Raw genomic sequence first — 14,718 nt, forward strand, 5'->3', positions numbered from 1 at the left:
ACTCTGGTCGCCGGCTACTTATCGATTCCGCTGTGCGGAAACTGGAACTTTCGTCGCCTCCTTCCGAACCGGTCGTAGCAGCCTGCTACATTCTACAACCGAGAGCGGTGTGAAAAGAAGTGTAACGGTATGTCATAAACGTTAATTGTATTAATTCCACATGGTGGAAATCGGTTGGTGTCATGGGACTAACACCCGATCAGGTGATTTACAACAGTACAGTAGTAAATATACTGTATGAACAAGTGCGCTATCGGACGTGTCGAGACGACAGGGATCAATACACCCGCGACAGCGATTCTACTCTTCGATTCTGCAATGCGGAACTGTTGACTCGGCTGGAGCAGATCGTTTTGGCCTCGGTTACCGGAAAGCTAACCTTTTTTATCTCTTCCTGTAGGGATACGGACGACATGGACCTACAGATTGACGGGAATTCGGCGCTAGTAACGGCCTCCTCGAGCGGACTCGGCAAGGCGTCTGCAAAGGCACTCGCACAGGAGGGCGCAAACGTCGTCATCAACGGCCGGGACGAGGACCGACTCGCAGAGACGAAAGACGAGCTCGAAGCCGTCGCGACGGGCGAAGTCGTCGCCCAGCAGGGAGACCTCACGAACGAGGACGACATCGAAGCGCTCGTAGAGGCGACCGTCGATGCGTTCGGCGGCATCGACCATCTCGTGACTAGTGCTGGAGGTCCGCCATCCGGACCGTTCCTCGAGACCGACGACGACGACTGGTACGAGGCCTACGACCTCCTCGTAATGAGCGTCGTTCGACTCGCCCGCGAGGCCGAACCCCACCTGCGCGACGGTGAGGGAACGATCGTGAACATTACGTCACGAAGCGTCAAAGAGGCGATCGACAGCCTCGTTCTCTCGAACTCGGTTCGAATGAGCGTTATCGGCCTCGAAAAGACGCTCTCACGGGAGTTCGCTCCCGAAGTGCGAGCGAACGCAGTGCTCCCCGGTCCGCACGAGACCGAGCGCATCGAGGACCTCGTCAACCAGGCCGTCGAGCGTGGCGACTACGATTCCTACGAGGAGGGTCTCGACGACTGGGCGAGCAATCCGCTCGAACGCGTCGGTGATCCGATGGAACTGGGTAACACCGTTGCGTTCCTCTCTTCACCACTCTCGGGGTACATCAACGGCGAGAGCGTCCTGATCGACGGCGGTTCCACGGGTGCAAACCTATGAAACAGGTCGATTTCGACGACGCCGAAACGTACGAACCCGACGAGGGCTGGCGGCGCGTGTCGATGGCCGGCAGCAACGAGTTCTCCTTCGAGTGGTTCGAAAAGCCGCCAGGCCACAGTTCACCAATGCACGACCACGAGAACGAGCAAGTCTGCCTCTGCCTCGAGGGCGAACTCACGGTCGCGACCGAAGACGACGAGACCACGCTCGAAAAGTACGACTCCGTGTGGCTCGAAGCCTGGGAGAGTCACAAAGTCGAAAACACCGGCGACGAGCGGGCGGTCGGATTGGACGTGTTCGCACCCGGCCGATCGTTCGACTTCTGGACCCACAGGGACGAATGAAGTTCCTCGCACGTACCCCCGAGGGCCGCCCGCTCCTCGGTGACGACGACGGATTCGTCCCGCTCGCAGCGGCTGCACCCGAGTTGGAGCGGGTCCGAGACGCGCTTCCGCGCGCCGCGGCCGGTACGCTACCCGACGTAGACGCAGCGCCTGCCCAGCGAATCGATCCGGAGTCCGTCCAGTTCGGGCCGCCGCTTTCGCAGTTCGGCAAGCTCTGGGGTATCGGATTGAACTACGCAGAGCACGCGGGCGACCTGGACGAGCAACGGCCCGACGAGCCGGCGAGTTTCATGAAATCCGCAAACACTGTCGCCGGCCCGGGAGGACCGATCAGGCTCCCGCCCGTCGAGCAGAGCGACGGCGTTACGGCGGAAGCCGAGCTCGCGGTACTGATCGGCCGTGAGTGTCGAAACGTCGCCGAAGAAACGGTTGACGACGTGGTCGCCGGCTATCTCCCGGTCATCGACATGACCGCGGAGGATATTCTTCAGCGCAATCCGCGGTTCCTGACGCGAGCGAAGAGCTTTGATTCGTTCCTCGTCGTCGGGCCGACGATCGCGGTCCCCGAGGAGCCACTCACGCTTGAGGACCTCACGGTCCGGACGATCGTCGACGACGAGGTCGCCGCGGAAAACGAAATCCGAAACATGCTGTTCCCGCCTCGAGAGATCGTCTCGTTCCACTCCGAGGTGATGACGCTGCGTCCCGGCGACCTGTTCAGTACGGGGACACCCGGTGCGGAACCGATCGAACCGGGCAATCAGGTCCGCGCGACGGTCGAGACGATCGGCGCCGTCGACGCTCCCGTGGTCCGCTAACGGTGCCGTTCTCCTTGCCAGCGGATCGGGACCACCGGCTTCCGTTCGGCCTGCCGGTACGAGCGTATCCATCAACTCGAGCGCACACGAATTCGGTAAGCAGCGGTGAAAAGAGCGTACAGCGCTCGTCCGTGAGTAAACTACACGTCGTCTCGTACATGAGTACTACGTGGTAGTTGCACCGATGAAACCAGATGACAGCGGCGATACGGGGATCTCGGTGCGGACCGAGTGGTTTCGCTTCGGTATCTACCTCGCCTTTCTGTACGCAGCGTTCACACTGGTCATCGTATACCTCTTACGAGTAGACCGGTTACTCGGACTGCTCGTTGCCGTCGTCGGGAGCGTCACACTCGGACTCGCGATAACCGTGTACGTTCTCTACATCAGGTGAGCCGCCGTCAAAGAGCACCTGTCCTCGGACGCCACTGGATGGAGTCAGTCAGTCGTGATAGTGACAGGTCGATCCGCCGAAAGCAACACCGACTGCGTCACGCTTCCGAACAGTACCTTGCCGGCGGGTGTTCGCTTGCGACCGCACATAACGATATTGTCGGCGTCGACGTCCGCAGCCACGTCGAGGATGATCCCGGCCGGATCGCCGTGTTCTCGGCGTGTCGTGACCGCCACACCGGTGTCTTCGAGCGCCTCGAGCGCGGATTTGACGCTCTCGGGAAACTCGCTTTCGTCGTAAATGTCCGCAGAACTGATCCGTCCACCCTCGTCGGTCACCTCGAATTCCTTGAAAACATTCAACGCAATCACCTCGAGATCGCCGAGATCGCCGGGAAGGGAACTGATCGCCTCTATCGCCTGTTGGGTTCGTCGTTCGTCCGAATCGACAGGAAGTAAAACTCGGTACATACTGAGTCTTGTCTGGATATCTACTTAAGTATCACGGCGTGCTCGCACCGACTCGAGCAAAGCGTTTTACCGTCCCGGCGAGACAACTCTCGTGAATGAACCAGCAGGTTCGATGTTACGACTGTGGGAACGCGTACGAGGTCGACGCTCGGAAGCGGTGTGAGTGCGGGGAACCTCTCTGGTTCGACACCGATTCGACCGACTTCGAGTGGCCCGACGCCGAGTGGAGCGACGGAATGTGGCGATACGCGGACATGCTTCCGGTATCGGATCCGGTCGGCATCCCCCCCGGAACGACACCGCTCGTCCGCGCGGACCGATTGGACGAGTACGCCGGCTGTACGCTCTACGTGAAAAACGAAGCCCAGAACCCGACCGGAAGCTTCAAAGATCGCGGGACCGCAGTCGGCGTCAGCCACGCGTCGGAGACCGGGTACGAATGGGTCGGTACCGTCTCCCACGGAAATATGGCACTCAGCACGAGCGCGTACGCCGCGAGCGCCGGACTCGAGTGTACGGTCTTCGTACCGGCAGAGACTCCACCGGCGCGACTCGAGCTGATCGCCCGACACGGACCCCACATCTTCCGCGTCGAGGGTGACTACGGTCGACTGTACGAGGAGACGCTCTCGCTCGAGACCGACGTCGCATTCGTCAACTCGGATACGCCGCTTCGGGTCGCCGGCCAGAAGACGGTCGCGTACGAGATTCTCGAACAGATGCAACCCACCGTACCTGACGCGGTCGTCCTCCCCATCAGTAGCGGCGGACAGGCGAGCGGCGTCTGGAAGGCGATTCGCGAACTCGAGCGCGCAGATCTGATTGACGACGTGCCTGCGCTCTACTTCGTCCAAGCAGAGTCATGTGATCCCATCGCGACGGCCTATCGAGAGGGCGAACCGGTAGTAACGCCGGTAACTTCCGAGGAGACCATCGCGGTATCGATCGCGAACAGCGATCCCCCGAGTGGGACGCGAGCGCTCGCAGCTGCTCGTGACACCGACGGAGCGGTTATCTCCGTCCCAGACGACGAGATCCGCGACGCGATGGGGCAACTGTCGACGAAAGCGGGAGTGTCCGTCGAACCGTCGAGTGCCGTTTCGCTCGCCGGAATTCGACGCCTGTCGCGCTCGAGTGCCGTCGAGACGGAGGATAACGTGGTCGCCATCCTCACCGGATCTGGATACAAAGAGCGATACGATACGGAGGTCCGGAGCCGGACGATCGATCTCGACGACCTCGAACGAGAGCTCGCAACCGTCGTCGGCCGCTGACCGGAACAGTTTGTAATCGAACATATTTGCCTTCATATCGTTTCAAATATAGATTCGAAAACGTACCTGTCTCCCTATTTCTCGGATCGAGAGCGGCGTTCTCGTCGACAGAATGCCGGCAGAATATGCCTTCTTCACGGCGAAAAATTCAGCGACGGAGACCTCGTTTTTCCGGCAAATTCCTGTGAGGACGACCGCAGCCGCCGCAGCCGTTTCCGCAGTAGCGTGCCTTTCCAAGACCGACGGCAGGGTACGGCCAGCACTGCTGGACGTCGGTCTATACAGTCCGAGAGGGTGTAACGGTACTGTGATCGGTCGATGCAGTCATCGCGACTGGAGTAGTACACGCACTCGCTCACCGTCTCCGAGCGACGGCCACGGCGGCGTTTTGTGATTCACGCATCGAAGGTACGGAAATAGCCGGATTGATCTGTTAGTCTGGTGAATAGTAGCTATGAATCCCAAATCGTTCTTTCACGTAGCTATGTAGGTTGAGGATCCCGAGACTGCCGCGACGTTTTACCGCGAGCATCTCGACGCGGAGGTGCTCGAGCGGCGTCGAGCCGAGGAAACTGATAGTTCGCTAGCCGTCGACGCCTTCGTTCTCGGAATCGCCGATAAGCGCGTGTATCTGTTCGATCGAGCGCCCTATCTGTAACTCGCTGAATATCCTCCGGGGTTACTTATTTCGCTTCCCGCCGCCCGTACAGACACGATCAAGATGAATCCCGACGATTTCGACCACGACTCGCACATGCGAAGGGCCTTCGAACTCGCTCGCGAGGCCGCCGACCGCGGTGATCGACCGTTCGGCAGCGTGCTCGTTCGCGACGACGCAGTCGTTCTGACCGACTCCAACCGCGTCGTTACGGAGAACGATATCCGTCGACACCCAGAACTCCACCTCGCGTACCGTGCGTGTCGAAAACTCGAGTCCGACGACCGCGCGGAAACGGTCATGTACACGAGTACGGAGCCGTGTCCGATGTGTGCTGGCGGGATGGTACGGGCTGGATTCGACCGGGTCGTGTACAGCGTCGACGGAGACGAGATTGCAGAGTTTACAGGGAGTAGTCCGTCCGTCCGATCAGCAACGATACTCGACGGGATCACCGCTGTTGTCGGCCCCGTCCTGAACGAGGAGGGACGACGGATCCACGAAGAGTACGACTGGTCAGGGACTCACGATTGAAGTCGACGGTTCGTCAGTACACCCGCGTTCCACCGACGCAAGACTGGAAACGTACCACTCGTCGGTCGGCCAGGAACTCTCTCCGCTCTCGCCTCGAGCAGCAGCCCTCGGATGGAATCGGATACGAACCGACCAGGGTCAGGCGTAGCTCATGCTATCGAGGTTGTACCGATCGGTCGTGTGATTTCGGTCGATCACGAGTGTAGAACCGTTCGCCTCCTCCTGTAGTTCACAGTTGAACTCTCCGAGGTTCCCCGGATTGAGAGACCCTGGCGGATCGGCGAGCGTGAAATTGAGCGTTCCGGTGTTCCCGCGAACCCGCTCGGGCTTTTTCGCCTCGGCGTGGATTCGGTCGCCGTTCTGTTTCACGTCGATCGTGCCGGTAAACTCCCAGGTATCGTCGTTGTACCGGATACGCTCGCCCTCGAGTTCTGGGAGGTGTGCCTCGACCATACGAGAACGGCACCGTCGGCGAATATAGTCGTTCGGGGGTTCCACTGGAATCCTGACACCACAGTTCAGCTTGAATCGGCACTCCCTGTCAGTTTCTCGAACTCCGATCGTGCGGCTTCGCTGCCGTCGGCGAGGTAGAACATGTCCGCACCGACGATCACGAAATCGACACCGGCGTCGACCCGGCGACGGATTCCCTCGGGATCGGTCGCGAGCATTCCGACGGGCGTTCCGGCGTCGTGGGCTGCCTCCAGCACCGACTGTAGTGCCGCCCGGAATCGCTCGTGCTTCCACTCGCCGAAGACGTCCATCGACGCCGAGAGATCCCCGTGGCCGACGATGACCGCATCCACTCCGTCGACGGAGACGATCTCCTCGGCGTCCTCGACGCCGCGTTTGGTCTCTATCTGAACGATGGTCGTCAGTTCCTCGTTCGCGCGCTCGAAGTACTCGTCGAAGGTCCGCCCGTAGTCAGAGGCTCGTGCCGGCGCGGCCCCGCGGACGCCTTCGGGTGGGTATCGCATCGCTTCGACAGCCCGTTCCGCCTGTTCGGCGGTTTCGATCATCGGGATCATCAGTCCCGCGGCCCCTAGATCCAGAACGCGTTTTATCCGAGCGCGGTCGTTCCGGGGAACACGAACGAGCGGTTCAACGTCCTCGTCGAGGGCATCGACCGCTCGAAGGACGTTTCCGAGAGACTCGAGTTCCATGGCCGTGTGTTCGGTGTCGACGATCACGAAATCGAACCCGCGAGCGCAGATCTCCGCGACCGTCGGATGCCCGATAGAGATCCAGTTCCCTACTGCGTGTTCTCCAGGTTTCAGTAGTTGCTGTAGTCCGTCTTCCATACCGATGACTCACACGGTTCGCATATCAATCTTGAGCGTCTTCGCAGAGACTCCGATCGCACCGTCGGCAAGCAGGTCGGGCAGTACAGCCACGTTTCCAGCCCGTCAACCGTCGGCTATGACTCCGGATTCCAACCGTCCCGAGGAGTCCGACCCGGTCGAAACGAATCCGACGGAGACGCTCGCCCTCGAGTTCGAGTGACGAGTCGGGAGACACCGAACTGCCGCCGCGAAACCGCGCAGTGACTCCCGCGGCGTCCTGTTCGAGTTCGGCAGAACTGGCGAAAGCCGTTCGATCCGAGAGGCCGCCGACGTGCCGTCGGCCGCGAACCTATCCGCGTACAGCGCGTACTCGTCCCCAATGAGCAAGACGATCCTCATCACCGGCTGTTCGTCGGGTATCGGACGCGCGACCGCCCGCGCGTTTCTCGCCGACGGCTGGGACGTCTACGCGACCGCGCGAGACCCGGACGAACTCGCCGAACTCGAGGCGGCCGGCGCGACGACGGCCCGCCTCGACGTGACCTCGAGCGCGGACGCCGAACGGGTGGTCGACCGAATAATCGAGGAGCGCGGCCGTCTCGACTGTCTCGTCAACAACGCCGGCTTCGGCCAGCCGGGACCCATCGAGGACGTGCCGATCGAGAAGGTTCGAGAACAGTACGACGTCAACGTCTTCGGCCCACACCGGCTGATGCGCGCCGCCCTGCCGCACATGCGCGAGCAGGGCTCCGGGACGATCGTCAACGTCACGAGCATCACGGATCGCTTTCCGATCGCCGGACTGGGCGCCTACAGCAGCTCGAAATCGGCGCTCGCGACCGCCAGCCAGACCGTCCGCCAGGAGGTACAAGAAGACGACGTCGACGTCGTCGTGGTCGAGCCGACGGTCGTGGCGACGGACCACTACGACCGCATGCGCGAGGAACTCGTCGACGTCGACCACGGGACGGCGTACACCGACCTCTACGAGCTCCACGAACAGCTCCACACGAGCAAGAGCGGCGGCCTGGGGATCACGACGCCCGAGACGGTCGCCGAGACGATACTCGAGGCGGCGACCAGCGAGTCCCCGAAGCGACGGTACAGCGTCGGCTGGACGGCGAAAGTCGGCGCGACCGTCGCGGCCGTCCTTCCCGAATCGTGGCGGACCCCGGTGCTCTCCCTCGGCGTCCGCGTCGCAACCACGTACCCGGCAAAGCGGTTACTCGGGTGGTGGTTCGCTCGACACCACCGGGCGGACCGCCCCGAGCCCAGCGGACGGTAGCCGCGAGTGTCGTCGTTCGAGAGTGTCCGTTTTACCGGAAAAACGGCTTTGTGGCTCCTCCCCGAACGTCCGGCCGGAACTACAGTGAGTGACCACCAGACCGAAGTTCGCGATTTCCGTGACCTGTTCGTCGCCGAACTCGAGGGCGTCTACGACATGGAGTTGAAGCTGGTCGACGCCCTCGAGGAGATGTCCGGGGCGGCCACGAACGACAACCTCAGCAAAGGCTTCGCCATCCACCGGACAGAGACGGAGACGCAAGTCGAGCACGTCGAGGCGGCGTTCGACGCGCTCGGCCGAGAGCCGACCAGACGGGACAACCGGATCGTCGACGGCCTGCTGGCCGAGCGAGAACGGTTCGACGCCGGCGTGAGCGACGACGCCGTCCTGAACACCTACTACCTCACTGCGGCGATCGCGACGGAGCGATTCGAAATTACCAGTTACGAGGGGCTGCTCGTGACGGCCGAACAGGCGAATCTCGGCGCGGACGTGACCGAGCCGCTGGAGCGCAACCTCGAGCAGGAAGCGAAGACCCTCCGGAAGCTGCAGGCGCTCGTCGAGGGGACGGACGGCAGGACGCTCTGGGACAGGCTACCCGGTTCGAAACGGAGCTGACCGAGGGGTCGAGTGATCGGTTACGGGGCACAGCCCTCGAGCGGGCTCGATCCGCGCCGGGACGATCGAGCAGGGTACTGCAAGACGAGTTGGCTATTCGTCTTCCTCCTCTAGCTCGCGGAGCGCCGCACAGTTCAGACACGGCACGAATCGGAGCGGTTCCCCGCAGTTCTGGCAGTGCCCTTTCGGATATACGCGACGTCTCCGATCGTCGTCCCGATCGTTCGACTCGTCGTTCCGGTCGCTGGCCTCGTTGTTCCGGTCGTTCGACTCATCACTCATCTCGGAACCCGCCTCGATTTCACCCGGGTTCGTGCAGGCGTGATCCACCGACGGGACTCGAGACGGGAGACGATCGTCCAGCCGACCATCGGTCGTCGATTGCAGCAGTGACCGAATGCGCTCGGGATCTGATCGCCCATTTCGAGCCACCTGTCGGTGGGTAGTTATCCGAGGCACAAAACGCGCGTCGTTGCTCTTGCCAAGCGTTCCCATCGGGTAACTCTGTCGAGAGTGAATGGGCACTCGGGATAATTATCGCTTCGATCCAGACAGCGCTGCTGGCTCTCGTCCTGGCGACCCGATGGTCTACCCCCTCGATCTCGTAGCCAGCGTATCCGACGAGAGGACAGTCTTGGGACGATCCCCGGACCGAGAATCGATCGAAATAATCGAATAGAGAGAGGTTTCCGCATACGTACGTCAACGGATATTTCTGTACTACTGGGGCTCAGGCCAAAGCGTCGTCGTATCGTCTCAGCAGTCCAGACGGAGTCAGTGCTCGAATTCGGTCACTCACACCGGCTCTGTCGGTTATTTCGTCCTCAACAACGCGTTCGCAACCACTGGGGAAGTTATGCGAATTTTAAGTTATCGACACTATGATAATAGTCTCGAGCGGCACTCTAACGGTTCGAGCGCGTATGAATCGACGAAAACTGATCCGCAGTTCGAATTCGCGTCTCTCGGCTGGAAATGCCCTACCACAGACAACTTCCGAACCTATTCGATTCGCTATCTGTATACAAAATCGAGGCTTCTCGAACAGCCCTACGTGCGTGTCGTGATCAAGGAGACGCTACGGGCTCCGAATCGATTCGATCGAAGTTCGTGCATCTGAAAGCGACGTGAACTGACGAGAGAGCCATCGACTGTATCGACAACCACACAGAGTGTCATAAACAGAGAATTTCGTGCCAGCGTTGCGCTGCCGATCGCGCGGTAACTAAACCCTACCCATAGTAATTACACCCATACGTGTGTAAATAACTACCGGACACAACTTATCGCTGAAGAGACAGGTATTGTCGCGCCGAATCTCGCATTCGGAGACTGTGCGCCAGTCGAATCACTTCGTCAGGCGGTGCCGTAAGCACCGTCGACGACGCCGTCCGTCACGTCGTCTCTCGTATCGCCTCGGTCAGTTCCGGAACAACCTCGTGAAGGTCGCCGATCACGGCGTAGTCGGCTTTCTGGACGATAGCGGCCTCGGAGTCGGTGTTGATCGCGAGGATGGTATCGGCCCCCTTACAGCCGACCATGTGCTGGACTGCGCCGCTGATCCCGCAGGCGATATAGATGTCGGGGCTGATCTGTGCACCGGTCAGCCCGATCTGATCGTCGTGGGGTCGCCAGCCCTCGTTGATTGCAGCCCGCGAGGCGCCGACCGTTCCACCGAGCAGATCGGCCAGCTCTTCGAGTTTGTCGTAGTCCTCCGGGCCACCGACGCCGCGGCCGCCGCCGACCACGACCCGGGCCTCGCCCAGCGGGATTCCTTCCTCGTCCGCCGTCTCGACTCGCTCGACGCGGACCCGGAGGTGGGCGTCGTCGAGCGACGGCGTGAACTCGCTGACCGTCGGCTCGGTCGTCGACGCGGCCTCCTCGATCGGGTACTCGTGCTCGGCGGCGGTCACCAGCTTCGTCTCGCCCTCGAGTCGGGCGTGCTCGACGAGGCTGCCGCCCCAGCGGTGGCGTCGGAGCTCGTAGGTCTCTCCTTCGTCGACGACGTCGACGGCGATGCAGTCGGTCGCCATCGGGGCGTCGAGTGCGGCACCGGCGTGGGCCAGCACTTCGTGCCCGCGATCGGTTCCGGGGGCCGCGACCGTGCTCACACCGAGCTCCGAAACGAGCTGGGTGATGCTTTCACCCCACGCCGCCGGTGCGTAGCCGTCGAGACGGTCGTGCGTGACGTGGTAGATCTCCTCGACGCCGTACGGGCCGAGTTCGCCCTCTAAGGCGCCTCCCTCCTCACCGAAGACGACGGCGCCGAGTTCCGTCTCCTCGCCCGCAGCTAACTCGCGAGCCATCGTGAGCGCCTCGAGGGAGGTCTCCTCGGGAACGCCGCTCTCGTGTTCGACGAGTCCGAGGATCATAGCACTTCGACCTCCGATTCGAGTAGTTCGACGATCTCCGGGACGGCGTCGGCCCCCTCCCCGAGAACCTCGGCGTCGGAGTCGTCCGCTTCGGGGGCTTCCAGGCGGATTTTCTCGAACGTGCCCGGAGCCACCGCCCGATCGGGCTCGAGGTTGGCGACCTCCTGGCGGCGCGCCTGCATCTTGGCGCGCATCGAGGCGTATCTGGGTTCGTTGATCCCTTCCTTGACCGCGACGACCGCCGGCAGGTCGATCTCGTACACCTCCTCGCCGCCAGAAATCTCGCGTTTCGCAGTCGCGACGCCGTCCTCGACCTCGAGCGATTTGATTCCCGTCACGCAGGGGAGATCGAGTTCGGCCGCGACGCGGACGCCGACCTGGTAGTTGGCCATGTCGGCCGACTCGTTGCCGAACAGCAGCAGGTCGAACTCGGTGTCCTCGTCGGGCAGGTCGCGAATGGCGGTCGCGATGGCCGACGCGGTCGCCCGCGGGCCCCACTCCTCGCCGTCGGTCTCGAGCAGCGTCGCCTCGTCGACTCGCATGGCGAGCGCCGTCCGGAGCTGTTCGGTCGCCTCCTCGGGGCCGAGCGTGAGGACGTGCGTCTGCCCGCCGTGGCTCTCGACTTGCTGGATGGCTTCCTCGACGGCGCACTCCTCGTGTGGGCTCATGGTAAACCCGAGGTTACTCGTGTCGATTCGCTGATTGTCGTCCGTCAGTACGATCTTTGCACCGGTGTTCGGTACCCGTTTGATACAGGCCAGTACGTTCATTGTGTGGATGGGAGGCCGCGGACGGCCTCGGTGTGATTCGTGGGCTGTGCTAGCTGCGGATCCGTTCGTTCTCCGGATCGAACAGCGGCTCGCTTCCGACGACCTCGACGGTCACGGGGTACTGTTCGCCCATGTACTCGACGTGCAGTCCCTGCCCCTCGTCGGCGTACTCCGGCGGGAGATACGCCATCAGCAGGTGTTTGCCGACGCTCGGGCCGGTTCCCGCGCTGGTGACGTAGGACTCTCGCCCCTCCTCGTCGACGATCACGTCGCCGTCCTTGTTCAGCACCGGCTCGTTGCCAAGCATGAACCGGCGTTCGCCGTCAGAGGACGTATGATCGTCCACCGAGAGGGTACAGAGCGTGGCTGCGTTGTCTTCCTCGAGCGCTTCGGCGTAGGCCTCCTTCCCGACGAAGTCGGCGTCCTTGACGCCGTGGAACGTGAGTCCGGCCTCCGCCGGGGTGTACTCGAGTTCGAGTTCGTGGCCGTAGAGGCGATACCCCTTCTCCATGCGGCCGGTCGTCCCGTAGACGCCCATGCCGACGGGGCGGATGTCGTGCTCCTCGCCGGCCTCGGCGATGATATCCCAGAGGCGCTGGCCCTGGCCCATCGACGTGTAGATCTCCCAGCCCCGTTCGCCGACGTAGGAGAGGCGCATCGCCCAGCAGTCGACCTCGCCGATCGTCACCTCCTGGGCGGTGTACGGCGGGAACGCCTCGTGGGACATGTCCTCCTCGGCCACGCTATCGACGACCGCGCGGGCGTCGGAACCCCAGACGCCGAGCGTACACAGCGACTCGGAGCGGTCGATCAGCGTCACGTCCTCGTCGGCACCGATGTGGCCCGAGAACCAGGCGCGGTCGCCGCCGGCCGCCGCCCCGCCGGTGATGACGCGGTACTGTTCGTCCCCGAGCCGGGCGATCGTCAGGTCCGAGACGAACCCGCCGTTCTCGGCGAGAACCGGCGTGTAGACCGTCTTGCCGACGTCGACGTCGGTCCGGCCGACGACCATCCGCTCCATGTAGTCGACGACGTCCGAGCCGACGAAGTCGAACTTGCCGAAGCCCATGTCCCCGACCATGGCCACGTTGTCCCGCATGTGCAGATGTTCGGCCAGGATGATCGGCGACCACCACCGCGAGTCCCACTCGTTGGGTCGTTTCAGCCCCTCGAGTTCGTCGGCGTAGCGCTCGAGGAGATCCTCGTTGGACTCGAACCACTGCGGCCGTTCCCAGCCGGCGGCCTCGAAGAACCGCGCGTCGAGCGCGTCCTGCCGGTCGTAGAACGGACTGGTCCGCAGCGGCCGGGAGCTCTGCCACTGCTCGGCCGGGTGGACGATGCCGTAGATCTTCTGGAATCCCTCGTGGGCGCGGTTCTTGACGAACTCTCGGGAGGTGCCGTACTCGTAGAACCGGTTGATATCCGAGCCGTGCAGGTCGATGTCCGACCAGCCACGGGTCATCCACTGGGCGACGGCTTCACCGATCGCCGGCGCCTCCTTGATCCAGACCGCGGCACACGACCACAGCCCCTCGACGTCCTGGAGCGGGCCCAGCAGCGGCATTCCGTCCGGCGTGACCGACAGCAACCCGTCGATCTCGTGGCGGATGCCGGCCTCGGGATCGTCGAGCAGTTCCGGAACGATCTCGAGGGCGTCGGCCATCGACTGCTCGAACGCGTCGTCGGTCAGCGGCGGCTGTGTCGGCGACAGCGGCGCCTCGTCGATCGAGGGGATGTCCTCGACGTCCCAGAGGATCGGCCGGTGCTGGTAGGAGCCGACCTCGAGGTCGTTACCGTGCTGGCGCTCGTACATCTGAGTATCCATGTCCCGCACGACGGGGAAGGAAATCTCGCCCTCGTAGTCCTCGAAGAACGAGATCGGGCCGACGCTGACCATCTGGTGGACGGCGGGGGTCAGCGGAATCTCGACGCCGGCCATCTCTGCGATCTTCGGACTCCACAGCCCCGCGGCGATCACGACTTCGCCGGCCTCGACCGTCCCGCGGTCGGTTTCGACGGCCTGGATCGCGCCGTTCTCGACGTGCAGGTCGAGCACCTCGGTGTTCGGCGAGAGCGTCAGACCGCCGTCCATCGCGTCGTCCGCCCGCGCCCGCATGACCTCGCCGGCCCGCAGCGGATCGCAGGTGCCGGCACCCTCGCTGTAGAAGCCGCCCTTGATGATGTCCGTGTTGACGTAGGGCACCATCTCCTCGATTTCCTCGACGGTGAGCAGTCGCCCGGCTTCACCCCACGATTTGGCCGACTGGACGCGTCGCTCGAGTTCGTCCATCCGCTCGTCGGTCCGGGCCACCTCGATCCCGCCGCTGTTCGTGAACGTGTCCATGTCGTCGTACTGTTCGATGCTCCGGCGAGTGAGGTGGGTCATCTCCTTCGAGTGTTCGACCGGCATCAGGAAGTTCGACGCGTGACCGGTCGAGCCACCCGGATCGGGGAGCGGCCCCTTGTCCGTCAACAGGATATCGTCCCGACCCTGCTTCGCGAGGTGATACGCGAGGCTGTTCCCGACGATCCCTGCCCCGATTATGACCGTCTCCGCACGCGACGGCAACTCCCCGTCGCTCATCGGCGATCAGTCCCTCCGTCGCGTGACCGTCCGTTCCTCGAGTCGATCCCTACTCTCGAGTCAGTGCCGTACAGTGTCATCGTCGGTCGTTTGGTACTACCTCACAGGATATTAA

Annotated in this window: 15 protein-coding genes; 9 read left to right on the top strand and 6 right to left on the bottom strand. The window is 62.6% G+C overall.

The genetic code is table 11. From position 1 onward, the window contains the following. Positions 1-413: 413 nt before the first annotated feature. From CV102_RS22770 to CV102_RS22785, 4 genes are all read left to right on the top strand, one after another. Positions 414-1,199: an SDR family oxidoreductase gene (locus tag CV102_RS22770; protein WP_148860313.1), complete on the top strand. Its 786-nt coding sequence runs from the start codon at positions 414-416 to the stop codon at positions 1,197-1,199. Next, positions 1,196-1,543, top strand: a complete 348-nt coding sequence (locus CV102_RS22775) for a cupin domain-containing protein (RefSeq protein WP_148860314.1) — start codon at positions 1,196-1,198, stop codon at positions 1,541-1,543. Before CV102_RS22770 ends, CV102_RS22775 begins: the two co-directional genes overlap by 4 nt. Further along, complete coding sequence (locus CV102_RS22780) at positions 1,540-2,361, top strand: fumarylacetoacetate hydrolase family protein (protein ID WP_148860315.1); 822 nt, start codon at positions 1,540-1,542, stop codon at positions 2,359-2,361. The genes CV102_RS22775 and CV102_RS22780 overlap by 4 nt, the downstream gene beginning before the upstream one ends. Before the next feature lie 184 nt (positions 2,362-2,545). Continuing rightward, positions 2,546-2,755 (top strand): hypothetical protein, encoded by a 210-nt coding sequence (locus CV102_RS22785; protein WP_148860316.1) that lies wholly within the window; start codon positions 2,546-2,548, stop codon positions 2,753-2,755. Positions 2,756-2,799: 44 nt separating this feature from the next. On the opposite strand, the gene CV102_RS22790 is transcribed toward CV102_RS22785, so the two are convergent. Next, on the bottom strand, positions 2,800-3,225 hold the full coding sequence (locus CV102_RS22790; RefSeq protein WP_148860317.1) for a universal stress protein: 426 nt from the start codon (positions 3,223-3,225) through the stop codon (positions 2,800-2,802). A gap of 95 nt (positions 3,226-3,320) precedes the next feature. Here CV102_RS22790 and thrC point away from each other — a divergent pair, with 95 nt between their 5' ends. Together thrC and CV102_RS22805 are read left to right on the top strand one after the other, a co-directional pair. Further along, positions 3,321-4,499 (top strand): threonine synthase, encoded by a 1,179-nt coding sequence (gene thrC, locus CV102_RS22795; protein WP_148860318.1) that lies wholly within the window; start codon positions 3,321-3,323, stop codon positions 4,497-4,499. A 721-nt stretch (positions 4,500-5,220) separates the two neighbouring features. Beyond that, entirely contained in the window at positions 5,221-5,691 is a 471-nt protein-coding gene (locus tag CV102_RS22805; protein WP_148860319.1) for a nucleoside deaminase, read from the top strand. A gap of 138 nt (positions 5,692-5,829) precedes the next feature. On the opposite strand, the gene CV102_RS22810 is transcribed toward CV102_RS22805, so the two are convergent. Both CV102_RS22810 and CV102_RS22815 read right to left on the bottom strand, forming a co-directional pair. Beyond that, positions 5,830-6,144 carry a hypothetical protein gene (locus tag CV102_RS22810; protein ID WP_148860320.1) on the bottom strand — a complete coding sequence of 105 codons (315 nt, stop codon included), beginning with the start codon at positions 6,142-6,144 and terminating at the stop codon, positions 5,830-5,832. Positions 6,145-6,209: 65 nt separating this feature from the next. Further along, positions 6,210-6,992, bottom strand: a complete 783-nt coding sequence (locus CV102_RS22815; protein ID WP_148860321.1) for an HpcH/HpaI aldolase family protein — start codon at positions 6,990-6,992, stop codon at positions 6,210-6,212. 361 nt (positions 6,993-7,353) lie between these two features. Here CV102_RS22815 and CV102_RS22820 point away from each other — a divergent pair, with 361 nt between their 5' ends. The 3 genes from CV102_RS22820 (at position 7,354) to CV102_RS22830 (ending at position 9,270) form a co-directional block, all read left to right on the top strand. Continuing rightward, a complete protein-coding gene (locus CV102_RS22820) occupies positions 7,354-8,259 on the top strand; it encodes an SDR family oxidoreductase (RefSeq protein WP_148860322.1) in 906 nt (301 codons plus the stop codon). A gap of 84 nt (positions 8,260-8,343) precedes the next feature. After that, positions 8,344-8,877 carry a YciE/YciF ferroxidase family protein gene (locus CV102_RS22825; RefSeq protein WP_148860323.1) on the top strand — a complete coding sequence of 178 codons (534 nt, stop codon included), beginning with the start codon at positions 8,344-8,346 and terminating at the stop codon, positions 8,875-8,877. A gap of 177 nt (positions 8,878-9,054) precedes the next feature. Next, positions 9,055-9,270, top strand: a complete 216-nt coding sequence (locus CV102_RS22830; protein ID WP_148860324.1) for a hypothetical protein — start codon at positions 9,055-9,057, stop codon at positions 9,268-9,270. A 1,001-nt stretch (positions 9,271-10,271) separates the two neighbouring features. On the opposite strand, the gene CV102_RS22835 is transcribed toward CV102_RS22830, so the two are convergent. From CV102_RS22835 to CV102_RS22845, 3 genes are read right to left on the bottom strand one after another with little or no spacing between them, the layout of a single operon-like run. Continuing rightward, a complete protein-coding gene (locus CV102_RS22835) occupies positions 10,272-11,249 on the bottom strand; it encodes an electron transfer flavoprotein subunit alpha/FixB family protein (RefSeq protein ID WP_148860325.1) in 978 nt (325 codons plus the stop codon). Further along, complete coding sequence (locus CV102_RS22840) at positions 11,246-12,019, bottom strand: electron transfer flavoprotein subunit beta/FixA family protein (protein ID WP_148860326.1); 774 nt, start codon at positions 12,017-12,019, stop codon at positions 11,246-11,248. The genes CV102_RS22835 and CV102_RS22840 overlap by 4 nt, the downstream gene beginning before the upstream one ends. A 49-nt stretch (positions 12,020-12,068) precedes the next feature. Then, positions 12,069-14,603 (bottom strand): GcvT family protein, encoded by a 2,535-nt coding sequence (locus CV102_RS22845; RefSeq protein ID WP_148860327.1) that lies wholly within the window; start codon positions 14,601-14,603, stop codon positions 12,069-12,071. Between the last annotated feature and the right edge of the window lie 115 nt (positions 14,604-14,718).

Origin of the sequence: Natronococcus pandeyae, assembly GCF_008122205.1 — an archaeon.
In the GTDB taxonomy this organism is placed as follows: Archaea; Halobacteriota; Halobacteria; order Halobacteriales; family Natrialbaceae; genus Natronococcus; species Natronococcus pandeyae.

What these genes read in the sequence shown, in the direction of transcription:
- CV102_RS22820 (WP_148860322.1), top strand. Translation starts at nt 7,354, where the DNA reads ATGAGCAAGACGATCCTCATCACCGGCTGTTCGTCGGGTATCGGACGC.
- CV102_RS22790 (WP_148860317.1), bottom strand. Translation starts at nt 3,225, where the DNA reads ATGTACCGAGTTTTACTTCCTGTCGATTCGGACGAACGACGAACCCAA.
- CV102_RS22805 (WP_148860319.1), top strand. Translation starts at nt 5,221, where the DNA reads ATGAATCCCGACGATTTCGACCACGACTCGCACATGCGAAGGGCCTTC.
- CV102_RS22845 (WP_148860327.1), bottom strand. Translation starts at nt 14,603, where the DNA reads ATGAGCGACGGGGAGTTGCCGTCGCGTGCGGAGACGGTCATAATCGGG.
- CV102_RS22835 (WP_148860325.1), bottom strand. Translation starts at nt 11,249, where the DNA reads ATGATCCTCGGACTCGTCGAACACGAGAGCGGCGTTCCCGAGGAGACC.
- CV102_RS22780 (WP_148860315.1), top strand. Translation starts at nt 1,540, where the DNA reads ATGAAGTTCCTCGCACGTACCCCCGAGGGCCGCCCGCTCCTCGGTGAC.
- CV102_RS22840 (WP_148860326.1), bottom strand. Translation starts at nt 12,019, where the DNA reads ATGAACGTACTGGCCTGTATCAAACGGGTACCGAACACCGGTGCAAAG.
- thrC (WP_148860318.1), top strand. Translation starts at nt 3,321, where the DNA reads ATGAACCAGCAGGTTCGATGTTACGACTGTGGGAACGCGTACGAGGTC.
- CV102_RS22775 (WP_148860314.1), top strand. Translation starts at nt 1,196, where the DNA reads ATGAAACAGGTCGATTTCGACGACGCCGAAACGTACGAACCCGACGAG.
- CV102_RS22810 (WP_148860320.1), bottom strand. Translation starts at nt 6,144, where the DNA reads ATGGTCGAGGCACACCTCCCAGAACTCGAGGGCGAGCGTATCCGGTAC.
- CV102_RS22785 (WP_148860316.1), top strand. Translation starts at nt 2,546, where the DNA reads ATGAAACCAGATGACAGCGGCGATACGGGGATCTCGGTGCGGACCGAG.
- CV102_RS22770 (WP_148860313.1), top strand. Translation starts at nt 414, where the DNA reads ATGGACCTACAGATTGACGGGAATTCGGCGCTAGTAACGGCCTCCTCG.
- CV102_RS22815 (WP_148860321.1), bottom strand. Translation starts at nt 6,992, where the DNA reads ATGGAAGACGGACTACAGCAACTACTGAAACCTGGAGAACACGCAGTA.